The organism is Janthinobacterium sp. GW822-FHT07H10 (assembly GCF_058798675.1).
Genome location: NZ_JBXAKS010000002.1, coordinates 203,974 through 219,260, shown reverse-complemented (window position 1 = coordinate 219,260; position 15,287 = coordinate 203,974). Strand labels below are relative to the sequence as shown.

At 67.2% G+C, this 15,287-nt stretch carries 14 protein-coding genes; 11 read left to right on the top strand and 3 right to left on the bottom strand.

Annotation, left to right across the window (positions count from 1 at the left end; translation table 11 throughout):
• Positions 1 to 24 precede the first annotated feature (24 nt).
• Positions 25 to 2,016, top strand: a complete 1,992-nt coding sequence (locus AC1RDJ_RS05045; RefSeq protein WP_493026706.1) for a DUF6630 family protein — start codon at positions 25 to 27, stop codon at positions 2,014 to 2,016.
• A 53-nt stretch (positions 2,017 to 2,069) separates the two neighbouring features.
• A complete protein-coding gene (locus AC1RDJ_RS05040; protein WP_493026704.1) occupies positions 2,070 to 2,384 on the top strand; it encodes a hypothetical protein in 315 nt (104 codons plus the stop codon).
• Between the two features lie 7 nt (positions 2,385 to 2,391).
• On the opposite strand, the gene AC1RDJ_RS05035 is transcribed toward AC1RDJ_RS05040, so the two are convergent.
• Positions 2,392 to 3,768, bottom strand: a complete 1,377-nt coding sequence (locus AC1RDJ_RS05035) for a YihY family inner membrane protein (protein WP_289886295.1) — start codon at positions 3,766 to 3,768, stop codon at positions 2,392 to 2,394.
• Positions 3,769 to 3,835: 67 nt separating this feature from the next.
• Between AC1RDJ_RS05035 and wrbA the strand changes: the two genes are divergently transcribed.
• The 9 genes from wrbA to AC1RDJ_RS04990 are packed head-to-tail and all read left to right on the top strand — an operon-like array spanning position 3,836 to position 14,064.
• On the top strand, positions 3,836 to 4,444 hold the full coding sequence (gene wrbA, locus AC1RDJ_RS05030; RefSeq protein ID WP_493027143.1) for an NAD(P)H:quinone oxidoreductase: 609 nt from the start codon (positions 3,836 to 3,838) through the stop codon (positions 4,442 to 4,444).
• Complete coding sequence (locus tag AC1RDJ_RS05025) at positions 4,444 to 4,854, top strand: DUF2069 domain-containing protein (RefSeq protein ID WP_289886294.1); 411 nt, start codon at positions 4,444 to 4,446, stop codon at positions 4,852 to 4,854. The genes wrbA and AC1RDJ_RS05025 overlap by 1 nt, the downstream gene beginning before the upstream one ends.
• Positions 4,851 to 6,266 carry an FAD-binding oxidoreductase gene (locus AC1RDJ_RS05020; protein ID WP_493026702.1) on the top strand — a complete coding sequence of 472 codons (1,416 nt, stop codon included), beginning with the start codon at positions 4,851 to 4,853 and terminating at the stop codon, positions 6,264 to 6,266. Before AC1RDJ_RS05025 ends, AC1RDJ_RS05020 begins: the two co-directional genes overlap by 4 nt.
• Positions 6,263 to 6,697, top strand: coding sequence for a DUF4124 domain-containing protein (locus AC1RDJ_RS05015; RefSeq protein ID WP_493026700.1), 435 nt, complete (start codon positions 6,263 to 6,265; stop codon positions 6,695 to 6,697). Before AC1RDJ_RS05020 ends, AC1RDJ_RS05015 begins: the two co-directional genes overlap by 4 nt.
• Positions 6,685 to 9,282: an FtsX-like permease family protein gene (locus AC1RDJ_RS05010; protein WP_493026699.1), complete on the top strand. Its 2,598-nt coding sequence runs from the start codon at positions 6,685 to 6,687 to the stop codon at positions 9,280 to 9,282. Before AC1RDJ_RS05015 ends, AC1RDJ_RS05010 begins: the two co-directional genes overlap by 13 nt.
• Positions 9,282 to 10,358 (top strand): lipocalin-like domain-containing protein, encoded by a 1,077-nt coding sequence (locus AC1RDJ_RS05005; protein WP_493026698.1) that lies wholly within the window; start codon positions 9,282 to 9,284, stop codon positions 10,356 to 10,358. Before AC1RDJ_RS05010 ends, AC1RDJ_RS05005 begins: the two co-directional genes overlap by 1 nt.
• A gap of 34 nt (positions 10,359 to 10,392) precedes the next feature.
• On the top strand, positions 10,393 to 12,255 hold the full coding sequence (locus AC1RDJ_RS05000; protein WP_493026696.1) for an ABC transporter transmembrane domain-containing protein: 1,863 nt from the start codon (positions 10,393 to 10,395) through the stop codon (positions 12,253 to 12,255).
• 12 nt (positions 12,256 to 12,267) lie between these two features.
• Positions 12,268 to 12,942 (top strand): leucine efflux protein LeuE, encoded by a 675-nt coding sequence (gene leuE / locus AC1RDJ_RS04995; protein ID WP_493026695.1) that lies wholly within the window; start codon positions 12,268 to 12,270, stop codon positions 12,940 to 12,942.
• A gap of 18 nt (positions 12,943 to 12,960) precedes the next feature.
• Positions 12,961 to 14,064, top strand: a complete 1,104-nt coding sequence (locus AC1RDJ_RS04990) for a threonine aldolase family protein (protein WP_493026693.1) — start codon at positions 12,961 to 12,963, stop codon at positions 14,062 to 14,064.
• Between the two features lie 7 nt (positions 14,065 to 14,071).
• On the opposite strand, the gene AC1RDJ_RS04985 is transcribed toward AC1RDJ_RS04990, so the two are convergent.
• Positions 14,072 to 14,692: a glycoside hydrolase family 25 protein gene (locus AC1RDJ_RS04985; protein WP_493026691.1), complete on the bottom strand. Its 621-nt coding sequence runs from the start codon at positions 14,690 to 14,692 to the stop codon at positions 14,072 to 14,074.
• Positions 14,693 to 14,756: 64 nt separating this feature from the next.
• The gene (locus AC1RDJ_RS04980) at positions 14,757 to 15,155 is read right to left on the bottom strand and encodes a phage tail protein (protein ID WP_071323293.1); all 399 of its coding nucleotides are present in this window, start codon (positions 15,153 to 15,155) and stop codon (positions 14,757 to 14,759) included.
• Between the last annotated feature and the right edge of the window lie 132 nt (positions 15,156 to 15,287).

The following is a 15,287-nucleotide window of genomic DNA, read 5'->3' as shown; positions in this document are numbered from 1 at the left end:
TACCCTTCATTTTCAGACAGATCCATGATCAATACCGCAGCCCTGTTCGGCACCGCCGTCCTGCCCGGCCAAGCCGATTTCGACACCGACACGATTACCGGCCTGGCCGAATGGCGGCTGGACACGCCCATGCTGTTCAAGCTGCTCATCGGCGACGGTGCACAAGCCGTCGCCTGGCCCGTCTACGGCGATGGCGAGGACTGCGCCTGCGTGCTGGCCGCGCCGATGGCGCAGGCGCAGGCCAGCTGGCAAGCCTTGTCCGCGCTGATGGACAAGCCGCGCGACGCGGCCGCCATCGTCGCGCGCAGCGCCATCGGCGCCCTGCTGGCCGGCGGCCAGCCGTGGCTGGTGCTCGATTGCGTGCAGCTGATCCCGCACGATATCGACACGCCGGCATACGCGGCCGCGCTCGAGGCCCTGCGCGCCGAGGCGCAAGCGTTGCACTCGGCCCTGCTGCGCGGCGACCGGGAAGCGCTGGCGCCGCTGCTGGCCGCCGGCGCCGCATCGCCCGCGACCGGCTACTGGTCGGCGTCCGCCAGCGCGCAGCTGGCCGATGTCGAGGAACTCGACACGGACGAACTGCCCTTCCTGCAGGGCCTGGAAGTGCGCAAGTGGATCGAGGACGCGCTGTGCTACGAAGTGGCCAAAGCCGGACAGCCCGAACTGCTGGGCATGGTCACGCCGTACGGCCGCTGGATCGTGCCGCTGTCGCTGAACGCGGTTGCGCTGGACAGCCACGACGCGGACGATGGCTGGATCACCTACGCCACGGCCGCCCAGCCCGATGCGCACGGCGTGCTGGACCTGAACGGCACGGTGGTACTGCCGCCCGCCCCCGGCGCCCTGTACGTGATCACTCCCCACCTGCTGCAGCAGATCGCGCCGGACGGCACCAGCCGTCTGCTGCGCCTGCCCGATGGCGCGCTGCTGATCGACGGCGTGGACAATATCGGCCAGCGCGACGATGGCCATATCGACATCGAACGCCAGACGAAGGATGACGACGAGCGCAATGTCTGCGGCGTGATCGACGCCACGGGCAAGGTGCTGCTGCCGACCGCCTACAGCTCCGTGCAGGACTTCGGCACGAAAAAGAAGATCGCCATCGTCAGCCAGCGCATAGCCGGGCGCTACCTGTTCGGCCTGGCCAACGCCAAGGGCGAGCTGCTGGCACCGTGCCGGTATGAAGCCATCGATTGCGCCACCACCTCGTCGTCGCCCAGGCTGCGCAAGAACCTGATCTTCGCCATCGACGCGCAAGGGCTGGCGTGCATGCTGACGCCCGATGGAAAACAGGCATTCACGCCCCTGTACCCGCCCGCCCACCATTTGCGCGGCGTGGCCGTGCAAAGCGATTTTCTATATGTGGTCAAGGATGGCATGGCGTGGACCATGGATTTCACGGGCCAGTTGCTGGAGCAGCTCGACACCGTGGACAACTTCAAGGCGGCCATCACGGCCCAGCTGAGCGAGGCCATGGGACTGGGCAAGAAGAAAGCGCCGCCGCGCAACAGCTTTACGCCGGCGCAGATCCTCGCGCAAGCCGACCGCGAACAGCTGCGCGCCATGGCCGCGCTGCTCTTGCTGGGCGATGCGGCGCTGGCACAGCGCTGCGTGGAGGTGACGCTGGAAGAACTGGCGGAAGACGACCCGGAAGAGGAATACGAGGGCGACACGCCGGCAGCCGCCTGTTTCTTCCTGCTCTGGTCGACGGCCGCCCACGTGCTAGGCCACGGCACCACGCTGGACTGGAAAGCGGTCGATGAAGTGCCGCGCATCGCCCGGCATATCGACCTGCCCGCGCTGCGCGATTTCACCTGGGCCGACCAGCACGATGGCGACGCCATGGCCGACGGCCTGGCCGCCATCGCCGCCCACCTGGCGCCGCATCAGCTGCGCCTGGTCAACATGCACGGCGGCGAGGACACGTATTACCTGGGCGTGGTGCGCGCGTGCGATGCGGCGGCATTCGGCAAGGTGGCGCTGCAGGCGGCCCTGCGGCCCGTGCTGCTGTGAGTTTTCGCCCCGGCGGCGACCGACAGCCCGCGCCACTTCAAGACCAGGTCCCCATGCAAGCGAAAAAGTTCATCGATGATGTCAGCGCATCCAATGCCTCGCTGCTGGCCCTGTATGCGCAGGGCCGGCAGGGACAAACCCGGCTGGGCACCATGCTCGACGCGCTGGCACTGGCCGACGGCCATCGCCAGCAAGTCCTGGCGATGATCAAGCTGGCGATCGACGACACCACCTACCAGCTCGTGTGCGGCATCGAGGGCAGCGCATCGCTCGGCGACAGCCAGCAGGATTACACGCTGCTCGATGAAGAAGGCAATACGCTGACGGGCGCGCTCGACAGCCTGCTGTACGACAGGCTCAATACCTGACTGCCCATCAGGCGCAGCGCACTTCGCCGAAATGCTGGGCCAAGCTCATGCCGAGGCCCTCTTCCACGGCATTTTCCACCTGCGCGGCCAGCGCGGCTGCCTCTTCGGCTGCCTTGATGTCGCGCTCGTTGGTGGAGCCGGCCGGGTAGCCGGAATTGACGCGCATGCCGCCGAAGACGAATAAACGGTAGACGTCGGCCAGGGTGATGCGGTTGACATTGCCCAGCAAGACCCAGTGGTCGGAACTGTCGGCCACGCGCTTGCCCCACTGCACGCGCACGGCGCCGTCCACGTTGACCCGGCCCACCCAGCCCTGCAGCACCATCTTGTCGAGCAGGGTTTCCATTTCCTCGAAACCCAGGCGCGTGCTGCGGCGGATCTCGGCCGCGCCCACCAGGGCCGAATCGGCGCAATGGCAAGCCTGGTGCAGCACCTTCAGGATGGCGACGGCGTCGACGAATTCGCTGCCGGGCGCCGCCTCGTACCACCAGCGCTCGTATTTCACGACGGGCAAGGCGGCCACCAGCAAGGCGCCCACCAGCGTGATCATCCAGCTCAGGTAGATCCACACGAGGAACAGCGGCAAGGCGGCCAGCGCGCCATAGATGCGCGAATACGTGGGAAATTCCTGGATGAATTCGCCGAAACCGCGCTTGGCCACCTCGAACGCCAGCGCCGCCAGCAAGCCGCCCCACGCCGCGTCGCGCCAGTCCACGTCGCGGTTCGGCACCGTGATGTACAACAGCGTGAACGCCAGCATGGTCAGGCCGATCGACACCAGCGTGTAGAACACGGTGCCGAGGAAAGGCACGGCGCCCACCACGCCGCTGGTGGCGATGAAGACGCGCGACGTCACCGTCAGCGACACGCCCACCAGCAGCGGCCCCAGGGTGACGATGGCCCAGTACACGAGCAGACGCTTGGTCCAGCGGCGTTCCTGGCGCACGCGCCAGATGCGGTTGAAGACGCGCTCGATCAAGCTCATCATGCCCACCGAGGTGACGATCAGGGCGCCCGCGCCGATGGCCGACAATCGCGTGGCCTTCGAGGCAAACGTCGTCAGGTAGTCGAGAATGGTGTTCGAAATACCCTTGGGCATCACGCTTTGCACGAAATAATCTTCCAGCGCGTGGCGGAAGGTATTAAACAGCGGGAAGGTGGTGAAGATCGCCAGGGCCAGGGTCAGCAGCGGCACCAGCGCGAACACGGTGGCAAACGTCAGGCTGCCCGCCACTTGCGGCAGGCTTTCCTCGCGCACGCGGCGGCGCGCGAACTGCAGCAGGTCGCGCGTTTCGGACCAGGTCAGGCCGCGCACGACGTCAAGCCCGATGCCCAGGGTACGCCACAGGTATTGAAAGAATGGAAGTATATATTTTAAAAACATGTTCGAAATCAGAACGGCGCCATGACAGCAGTCGTATCAGGCTGTAAAGCGCCCTATAATACCAATGATGAAGCCAACCAATCTGATTATTCTTGTATTGTTTTATTCACGCCATGGCGCCACGCGCCAATTGGCCGAATTGATTGCCCAGGGGGTGGAAAGCGTGCCTGGCTGCGATGCGCGCCTGCGTACCGTGCCCGCCGTCTCGACGGTGGCCGAGGCGACGGCGCCCGAGGTGCCGCCCGATGGCGCGCCCTACGTGGAGTTGGAAGACTTGCAGGAGTGCGCGGGCATGGCCCTCGGTTCGCCCACGCGCTTCGGCAACATGGCCGCCGCCATGAAGTACTTCTGGGATGGCACGGCCAGCGACTGGCTGGCCGGCAGCCTGGCCGGCAAGCCCGCTTGCGTATTCACGTCCACGGGCAGCCTGCATGGCGGCCAGGAATCAACGCTGCTGTCGATGATGATCCCCCTCTTCCACCACGGCATGCTGGTCATGGGCCTGCCCTACACCCACCCTGAACTGATGACGACGGCTACGGGCGGCTCGCCCTACGGCGCCACGCACTGGTCGGGCATAGACGGCGACAAGGCGCTCAGCGACGATGAAAAGCGCCTGTCCATCGCCCTGGGCCGGCGCCTGGCGGAAAACGCCGCGAAACTGGCGGGCGCCTGATGCACGGCGCGCTGCACAAGTATTTTCACTGGGGGGCCATCGCCAGCCTCGTCACCCTGATCGTCTGGTGCGTGCTGTGGGAAACCGTCGTCGCCCCGCTGCAGCCGGGCGGCTCCTGGGTCGTGCTGAAAGCCGTCCCGCTGCTCATTCCCCTGTATGGCGTCATCAAGCGCGACGTCTACACCCTGCAATGGTCGTCGATGGTGATCCTGCTGTACTTTACCGAGGGCGTGGTGCGCGGCTACAGCGACACGAACCGCATGTCGGCCCTGATGGCCTGGGGCGAGGCGGCCATCGTCTGCATCTACTTCTTCTGCGCCATACTGTATCTGCGCCCGTATAAAAAGGCCGCCAAGCGCATGGCCAGGGAACTGCTGGAAAAAGTGAATAAAGTGAGCATCAAAAAATGACAGACCAGACCGACTTCCTCGCCGCCTGCCGCGACCTGCTGGGCGACACCTATGTACTGACCGGCGACGCCGACACGGCGCCCTTCCTCACCGACTGGCGCGACAGGTTCACCGGCAAGGCCCTGGCCGTGCTGCGTCCCGCCACGGTGGAACAGGTGGCCGGCGTGCTGCGCGCCTGCGCGCAATGGCGGATTCCCGTCGTGCCGCAAGGCGGCAATACGGGCCTGGTCCTGGGCAGCATCCCCGACGCGGCCGGCACGGCCATCGTGCTGTCGCTGGCGCGCCTGAACGGCATCCGCGCGCTCGATCCCGTCAACCGCACCATCACGGTCGACGCGGGCTGCATCCTGCAAACCATCCAGGAAGCGGCCACCGCCGCCGGCTGCCTGTTTCCCCTGTCGCTGGCGGCCGAGGGCAGCTGCACCATCGGCGGCAATCTGGCCACCAACGCGGGCGGCACGGCCGTGCTGCGCTACGGCAACACGCGCGAGCTGTGCCTGGGCCTGGAAGTGGTCACGCCGCAAGGCGAGATCTGGAGCGGCTTGCGCGGTTTGCGCAAGGACAATACCGGCTACGATTTGCGCGACCTCTACATCGGCGCCGAGGGTACCTTGGGCGTCATCACGGGCGCGGTGATGAAGCTCTACCCGCAACCGAAAGCCTGCATCACGGCGCTGGCCGCCATGCCCTCGCCCGCCCACGCCCTGCGTCTGTTAAGCCTGATGCAGGACCATTGCGGCGCCAGCCTGACGGGTTTTGAACTGATGTCGCAGTACTGCCTGCAGCTGGTGGCCGAGCAGTTCCCGCAGCTGCCGCGCCCCTTTGCCGAAGCGCACGGCCAGTACGTGCTGCTCGAACTGTCCAGCAGCCAGTCCGAGGCGCACGCCGTGGAATTGCTGGAAGCGAGCATCGGCGCGGCCCTCGAAGACGGCTTGATCGACGACGCCGTCGTCGCCAGTTCCGTGGCGCAATCCGAAGGCCTGTGGCAGCTGCGCGAGCACATTCCGCTGGCGCAGGCACAGGCAGGCAAGAACATCAAGCACGACATCTCGCTGCCGATTTCGCGCATCGCCGATTTCATCACCGTCACGGATGCGGCCCTGGCAGCGGCCTTCCCCGGCTGCCAGCTCGTATGCTTCGGCCACCTGGGCGACGGCAACCTGCATTACAACGTGGCGCCGCCAGCCGGCATGACGGATGGCGACTTCCTTGCCAACCAGGATGCCATCAACCGCATCGTGCACGACCGGGTGGACGGCTTTGGCGGTTCCATCTCGGCCGAACACGGCATCGGCGCCCTGAAAAAGGCGGACCTGGCGCACTACAAGTCGCCGCTGGAACTGCAGCTGATGCGCGCCGTCAAGCAGGCGCTGGACCCGCAAAACATCATGAATCCTGGGAAGATATTGTGAAGTCGTCTATCGTGCCGATGCTGTTCGCCTGTCTGGCCAGCGTGGCCGGCCAGGCTGGTGCGCAGGGCGTGTACAAATGCGTGAAGGATGGCCAGACCAGCTATGGCGAAACGCCGTGCACGGGTGGCCAGCTGCAAATCCTCGAGATACCAGCGCCGCCGCCTGCCGTCGACAAGGGCGCGGCCACGCGCCAGGAACGGGTGGCCAGCCAGATGGAAGCGGCGCGCAAGCAGCGCGAGAAGGTCGAAGACCAGGCCCGCGAACGGGCCGCCAGGCAGCTCGAGGCGCGCGACAAGCACTGCGCCCAGCTGCGCCTCGAACAGAAATGGGCGGCGCAGGACGCCGTCGGCGCCGGCGACAAAACCCGCGATGCGGCGCAGCTCAAGGCGCGGCGCGCCGGCGAGCGCCTGGCCATCGAGTGCCTGAATTGACCCGGCAACCGGGCCCGCCCGCGTCCCCGCGCCTGCTGTCGCGCTGGCTGCTGCTGGGCGAATGGCGCGCCCATCCCGTGCGCGCCCTCGTCGCCATCCTGGCCATCGCCATCGGCGTGTCGCTGGGCTTTGCCATCCACCTGATCAACGCGGCCGCCTTCAATGAATTCTCCACGGCCGTGAAAAGCCTGTCCGGCCAGGCCGACGTGCAGGTGGCCGGGCGCGAAGCGCTGTTCGACGAAAGCATCTATCCATGGCTGGCGCAGCGCGACGGCGTGGCCGTCGCTTCGCCCGTGCTGGAATTGCAGGCCGGCGTGGCAGGAAAAGCAGGCAAGGATGGCGGCCCGCTGCATATCCTCGCGCTCGACGTCTTCCGCGCCGGCCATATCTCTCCCGACCTGATCGGCGCGCCCGCCGAAGGCCAGCCTTTCGACACCCTGGCCGACGACGCCATCTTCCTGTCGCCCGCCGCCTTGCGCTGGCTCGGTCTGGCGCAGGGCGACACGCTCGCGCTGCAATCGGGCACGGGCAAGGTGCCGCTGCGCGTGGCCGGCTCGCTGCAGCGCGCACGCGCCGGCCAGCGCATCGCCGTGATGGATATCGGCGCGGCGCAGTGGCGCTTCGACAGGCTGGGCAAGCTGTCGCGCATCGACTTGAAACTGCGCCAGGGCGTCAACCGCGACGCCTTCCTGGCGGACCTGACGCGCGCGCTGGAAACGCAGTATCCGGGGCGCTTCCACGTGGGCCAGCCCAACGACGAGAACGAAAATAGCCGCAACAATAACCTGAGCCGCGCCTACCGCGTCAACCTGACCGTGCTGGCGCTCGTCGCCCTGTTTACGGGCGCCTTCCTCGTCTTTTCCACGCAGGCGCTGTCCGTCATCCGCCGCCGCAGCCAGTTCGCGCTGCTGCGCGTGCTGGGCATGGAACGGGGCCAGCTGCTGCGCCAGGTGCTGCTGGAAGGCGCCAGCCTCGGCATCGTGGGCGCTGCGCTGGGCATCGCCGGCGGCTACGCGATGGCGGCCGTGGCCCTGCGTTTCTTTGGCGGCGACCTGGGCGCCGGCTATTTCGCCGGCGTGCAGCCGCAGGTCCAGTTCACGCCCGTTGCCGCCTTCGTGTATTTCGCGCTGGGTCTCGGCGTGGCCTTGCTGGGCTGCGCCGCGCCCGCGCTGGAGGCGGCGCGCGCCGCCCCCGCCATCGCCCTGAAATCGGGCAGCGAGGAAGTCGTCACGACGCGCCTGGCGAAAACCTGGCCCGCGCTGGCCTGTTTGCTGCTGGCCGGCGCCCTGACGTTGCTGCCGCCCGTGTTCGAGCTGCCGCTGTTCGGCTACCTGTCCATCGCCCTGCTGCTGATCGGCGCCATCGCCCTGATGCCGCAGCTGGCCGCCGTCGTCTTCCGCGCCGCGCAGGCGGCATGGCTGCGCACGGCAACGAGCCAGCATGCGCCCGTGCGCAGCCTGACCCTGGCGCGCCTGGCGAATGCCTCGGGCCAGGCCGGCATCGCCCTCGGCGGCGTGCTGTCGAGCTTTAGCCTGATGGTGGCCATGGCCATCATGGTGTCGAGCTTCCGCGTTTCCGTCGACGACTGGCTGCTGCAAGTGCTGCCGGCCGACGTGTATGCGCGCACGGCCGCCAGCGGCGGCACCGGTGGCCTGAATCCGCGCGAACAAGCCGCCATCGCCGCCCTGCCCGGCGTGGCGAGGGCCGACTTCCAGCGCGTGCGCTCGCTGTCGCTGGCGCCGGACCGGCCCAACGTGGCGCTGCTGGCGCGCCCCATCAACTTGCAGGACCCGGGCAAGAGCATGGTACTGGTGGGCGACTCCCTGCCCGTGCCGGCTGGCAGCCGGCCCGTCTGGCTGTCCGAGGCGGCGGCCGACCTGTACAGCGTCAAGCCGGGACAGCCGATCGCGCTGCCGCTGGCCGGCGGCCTGCACGGCTTTTTTGTCGCCGGCATCTGGCGCGACTATGCGCGCTCGTCCGGCGCGATCCAGATGCCGCTGGCCGACTACCGCGCCCTCAGCGCCGACATGGATGTCAGCGATGCGGCCCTGTGGCTGGACAAGGACGCCACGGGCGAACAGCTGCAGCAGCGCCTGAAGGCCCTGCCGTTCGGCGCCAGCCTGGAAGTATCGAATCCGTCGGCCATCCGCGCCCTGAGCCTGCAGATCTTCGACCGCAGCTTCGCCGTCACGTATCTGCTGGAAGCCATCGCCATCGTCATCGGCCTGTTTGGCGTGGCCGCCACGTTCTCGGCCCAGACCCTGGCCCGCGCACGCGAGTTCGGCATGCTGCGCCATGTGGGCGTGACGCGCGGGCAGATCCTCGCCATCCTGGCGTTCGAGGGCGGCGCGCTGACGGCGCTGGGCATCGCCACCGGTTTTGTCCTCGGCCTGTTGATCAGCTTTGTGCTGGTCTTCATCGTCAATCCGCAATCGTTCCACTGGACCATGCAGCTGCACCTGCCCTGGCCATTGATCGCCACCGTGGCCGGCGCCCTGCTGACGGCAGCCGCCGCCACGGCCCTCATCGCGGGGCGCCAGGCGCTGTCCGCTGGCCCCATCCGCGCCGTCAGGGAGGACTGGTAATGCGCCGTTTGACTGTTTTGCTCATGTTCTGCAGCGCCACCGCGCTGGCCGCGCCACCCGCCTTCGCCCCCGTCACGCCGCTGGCGCCGGGCCAGACCCTGCGCCTGCCGCACGACTTCGGCGCCCATCCCGCGTATAAAACGGAATGGTGGTACGCCACCGGGTGGGTCAAGACCGGCGCCGGGGAACAGCTGGGCTACCAGGTGACCTTCTTCCGCAGCGCCACGGCCGCCGATGCGGACAACCCCAGCGCGTTTGCGCCGAAACAGCTGATCATCGGCCATGCGGCCCTGTCCGATCCGAAGCTGGGCAAGCTGCTGCACGATGAAAGAAGCGCGCGCGAGGGCTTCGGCCTGGCCTACGCCAAGGTCGGCGACACGGACGTAAAGCTCGACGACTGGCGCATGCGGCGGCAAGCCGACGGCAGCTACCAGGTCAGCCTGGCCGCCCGCGACTTCAACCTGCAGCTGACCCTGGCCCCCTCGCAGCCGGTGCTGCTGCAGGGCGACGGCGGCTACTCGCGCAAGGGCGCGCGGCCGGCGCAGGCCAGCTATTACTACAGCGTGCCGCAATTGCGCACCACGGGCACGATCGCCCGCGCGGGCGGCAAGCCGGAAGCCGTGACGGGCGCCACCTGGCTCGATCACGAGTGGTCGAGCCAGGTGCTCGACGCGGATGCCAGCGGCTGGAACTGGGTCGGCGCCAACCTCGATGACGGCGGCGCCCTGATGGCCTTCCAGATCCGCAGCAAGACAGGTGCTAAACTATGGGCGCACGCGGCATGGCGCGACGCTGCCGGCAAAGTGACGCAGTTTGCGCCCGGCGACGTCGATTTCACCCCCACGCAGCTGTGGCGCTCGCCCCGCACGCAGGCCGAGTACCCGGTCGCCACGGAGATCCGCACGGGCGCCACGCGCTGGCAGATCAAGCCATTGCAGGCCGACCAGGAACTCGATTCGCGCAGGTCCACCGGCGCCGTGTACTGGGAAGGCGCCGTCACGGTGGAGCGCGATGGCCAGCCGGCGGGCCGCGCCTACCTGGAAATGACGGGCTACGTGCAGCCGATGAAGTTGTAAACAGTACCGAATATGTAAATCAAAGCGAAAAACAATGACAACCAGCACAGAAACAAACAGCACGAGTACAGCAACCGCCGCAAGCGCAACACCGTCTCCCGATAGCGGCAGCAGCCGCGAACTGAAAAAAGGCAGCCTGGCAGCCTTCAAGGGCTTGATGCCCTTCCTGACGCCCTACCGCAAGCAGTTTTTCCTGGCCGGTATCGCGCTGGTGGTGGCCGCCGCCTCGACGCTGGCCATTCCCGCCGCCTTCAAGCAGATGATCGACCTCGGTTTCGGCGGCGCGGCCGGCTCGAAAAGCATCCAGCATGTGGACCTGGTGTTCCTCGCCCTGTTCGGCGTCGCCTCGATCCTGGCGCTGGCGACGGCGGCGCGCTTTTACACGGTGTCGTGGCTGGGCGAGCGCGTCACGGCCGACATCCGCAGCGCCGTGTACCGCCACGTCGTCACGCAAAGCCCCGAATTCTTCGAAACCACGCAGACGGGCGAAGTCCTGTCGCGCATCACCACCGACACCACCCTGATCCAGGCCGTGGTCGGCACCAGCATCTCCATGGCCCTGCGCAATGTGCTGCTGTTCCTCGGCGGCCTGGTGATGCTGTTCGTCACCAGCCCCAAGCTGTCGGGCATCATCATCGGCCTGCTGATCCTCGTCGTCGTGCCCATCGTCGTGTTTGGCCGCAAGGTGCGCAAGCTGTCGCGCGATTCGCAGGACCGCATCGCCGACGCCTCGGCCATGGCCGGCGAAATCCTCAACGCCATGCCCACCGTGCAGGCGTTCACGCACGAAAAAATCGAATCGAAACGCTTCGGCGACTCCGTCGAAGGCGCCTTCATGACGGCCATGCGCCGCATCCGCGCGCGCGCGCTGCTGACCGTGATCGCCATCCTGCTGGTGTTCGGCACCATCGTCTTCGTGCTGTGGCTGGGCGCGCGCGCCGTGCTGGAAGGCTCGATGACGGGCGGCGACCTGGGGCAGTTCATCCTGTACGCCTCCATCGTCGCCGGCGCCATCGGCGCCCTGTCCGAAGTGATGGGCGAAGCGCAGCGCGCCGCCGGCGCCACCGAGCGCCTGCTGGAACTGATGGCCGTCAAATCGGAAATCACATCGCCGGCAGTGCCATTGCCGCTGCCCGCGCGCGCCGCGAACGGCGCCGCCCTGACATTGGACAATGTCATGTTCTCGTACCCGTCGCGTCCCGACACGCATGCGCTCGACCATGTCAGCCTCGACATCCGCGCCGGCGAAACGGTGGCCGTGGTGGGCCCGTCCGGCGCCGGCAAGACCACCCTGTTCCAGCTGTTCCTGCGCTTCTACGACCCGCAGGGCGGCAGCATCCGCCTCGACGGCGTCGACATCAAGCAGCTCGACCTGCACACCCTGCGCGACGCCATCGGCATCGTGCCGCAGGATACCGTGATCTTCTCGGCCGACGCCATGGAAAACATCCGCTACGGCCGCGCCGGCGCCAGCGACGAGGAAGTCATCGCCGCGGCGAAGATGGCGGCGGCCCACGAATTCATCGAGCGCCTGCCGAACGGCTACAAATCCTTCCTCGGCGAACGGGGCGTGCGCCTGTCCGGCGGCCAGCGCCAGCGCATCGCCATCGCCCGCGCCCTGCTGAAAAACCCGCCGCTGCTGCTGCTCGACGAAGCGACCAGCGCGCTCGACGCGGAATCGGAACGCCTGGTGCAAAAGGCGCTGGAAGCGGCCATGGTGGGCCGCACCACCGTCATCATCGCGCACCGCCTGGCCACCGTGCAGCGGGCCGACCGCATCGTCGTCATGGAAGACGGCAAGATCGTCGAAACGGGCACGCACGCATCGCTGGTCGCGTTAGGCGGCATTTACGCCAACCTGGCGGCCCTGCAATTCCATCACGTACAAATTAACTAGACACGACCCGCCATGAACGCCATCTTCCACGCCAACCTGGGCATCACCGATTTCTGGACCTTCTTGCTGGGGACCATCTTCATCGTCATCCTGCCCGGCCCCAATTCCATGTACGTGCTGTCGGTGGCCGCGCAGCGCGGCGTGCGGCCCGCCTACCAGGGCGCCTTCGGCATTTTCGCCGGCGACCTGATACTGATGGTGCTGTCGGCCTGCGGCGTCGCTTCGCTGCTGAAAGCCAGCCCGGCCCTGTTCTACGTGGTGAAATACATCGGCGCGGCCTACCTGGGCTGGATCGGCCTGCAGATGCTGATAGGCTGCTGGCGCAAGCTGCGCGCGCCCACGGCGGCCGACGGCGAAACGCCCGCGACGCCCGTCGCCGTCAAGGAAAGCGATCCGTTCCGCAAGGCGCTGATCATCAGCCTGATGAATCCGAAAGCCATTTTGTTCTTCATCTCGTTTTTCATCCAGTTCGTCGATCCGGCCTTCCCGAATCCCGTGCTGTCGTTCATCGGCCTGGGCCTGATCTGCCAGGTGATCAGCTTTACCTATTTGACGGCCATCATTTTCGTCGGCGCGCGCCTGGCCGAGACCTTCCGCCGCCGCCGGCGCCTGTCGGCCGGCATGGGCGGCGGCGTGGGCGCCATGTTCATCGGCTTTGGCGCAAAACTGGCCACGGCCACCTTGTAACCGTAACGGAGACGCCCCTTGACCGACGCCGAACTGCGCCAGCGCTGCCACACCATCGTGCCGGGCCACCGCCAGCCCACCCCGGCCGCCACCTTCGCCGCCATGGCCGCCTGGTGCGATGCCAACGACATCGCGCACGATACCTACGGCGAAGGCGCGCTGATCGAACAGTTCGAGAACAAGGTCGCCAGCCTGCTCGGTTTCGAGGCGGCCGTGTTCTGCATCACGGGCACCATGACGCAAGTGACCGCCCTGCGCCTGGCCTGCCAGGACCGCGGCTCCCCGCTCGTGGCGCTGCACCCGACGTCGCACATCCTGCGCCACGAACGGGGCAACCATGAATTGCTCGAGCACTTCAAGGGCCTGATGATCGGCGACCCGCACCGCCCATGGACGCTGGATGACTTGCGCGCCGTGCCCGATGCGCTGGGCGCCGTGCAAGTCGAACTGCCGATGCGCGAAATCGGCGGCCAGTGTCCGTCATGGGATGAGTTGAGCGACATCAAGCGGCACTGCCGCGACCGCAACATCCACCTGCACATGGATGGCGCGCGCCTGTGGGAAGCGCAAGCAGGTTTCAAGCAGCCCCTGCCCGCCATCTGCGCCGGTTTCGATTCCGTATATGTTTCGCTGTACAAGGGTATCGGCGGCCTCGGTGGCGCCATGCTGGCCGGCAGCCGGCCGTTCGTCGAACGCGCGCGCGAATGGTTCCGCCGCCAGGGCGGCAATATCGTGCACCGCACGCCGTACGTGGTGGCCGCCGCCATGCAGTTCGATGCACGCATCGCCGCCATGGCGCGCTACTTTGAACGCACGCAATGGCTGTATGCGCTGCTGCACGACTTCCCGGCCATCGCCGTCAACCCGGCCAGCCCGCAGGCCAACATGCTGCACCTGCACCTGCCCGTCTCGCGCGAACGGGCCATCGCCATCCGCAACCAGGTGGCCGAAGACCACGGCATCTGGCTGTTCGGCCGCGCCAGCCACGCCGCCCTGCCCGGGCACAGCGTGGTGGAGTGGTATGTGGGCGATCAGCTGCTGGAAATGCCCGACGATACCGTGCGGCTGGCCCTGACGCTGCTCGACCAGGCGATGCGCGGCAAGACGCTGGCTGCCCGCTGAGCGGGCGCTAGCCGCAGCGCAGCGCCTGCAGCTGCTCCGGCGAGCCGGCAAAGCGGCTCATGTCGACCGGTCCGGCAATGCCGTTGACGACGCCCATATTCGTATACTGCCAGAACGTGTAGCCGCTGGCGCCGGACGGCAATGCGGGACCGGGCCTGGAGCCGTACTGGGCGATCCACAGCGGATGGGCGAGGAAAGGCGCAAACGAGCCCACGCTGCCGTCCCAGAAACTGGTGTGGGTGTAGATGCCGGGCACGCAGCCGAGCCTCTCGCCCACCTGCTGCAGCCACTGTGCGACAGCGGCCGCATAGGCAGGCTGCTCCAGCCCGGCCTGTTCGACATCGAGCATGGGCGGCAATTCGCCCTGGACGCTGCCCACCACATTGCAGAAGTTGGCGACCTGCTGCGCCACCGGCGTGGAGGGCAGGAAGAAATGGCAGGCGCCGCACAAGAGCTCCTGCTCCGTGGCGCCCGCACGGTTGCTGGCGTACTGGCGGTCGATCCGGTTGCCGCCTTCGGTGGCTTTCAGATAGACGAATCGCGGCACGCCCATGCGGCTGGCGACACTGGCCCAGTCGATGTATCCGTTGTGTTCCGATACGTCCATGCCTTGCAAAAAATCTGCCATGCTGCGCTCCTGGTAAGGGGAATGAATGACGCCGCGCGGCAGGCGCGCGGCGCCCCTGTCGTAACTATGCCGACAATGGCGGCGGCATCCGCATGCGCATGCCAGAGGTGAATTTGATCAGATAGCTGACATCGGCGCTGTTCGGCCCCGCCTCCTGCCGTACCGGGCCGGCGCCCTGGCCGGCATCAGTATCCGTGCCGGCAGCGCGGCCGCGCAGGAAGCAGCCCCGATAGTCGGGCAATCGGAAGGTATCGTTCGCGCCCCCATACAGATAGCCGAGCGTGGCGAACAATTCCGGATACTGGCTGACGCCCAGCAGGCGGCCGTCGCACACCATCCAGCCCCAGGCTTCGATGCCGGTATCGGCGATGGTTCCCGCAAAGGCGATCACCGCGCCGACGGGCGTGTCGCCAAAGCCGGGCGGCGTGTAGAACGGCGACGGGACAGGTGAGGCGGCGCTCATGACGCCCGCCCGCCGCCGTGGAAGACGCCAGGTTGGGCCAGCCGCCTGGCGCCTGCACCTGTTGTAATCGCCCCGGTGTTTTCCGCGCTACTTTCGCGCTGATCTGTATCCATACACATGTCTCGTCCTCGC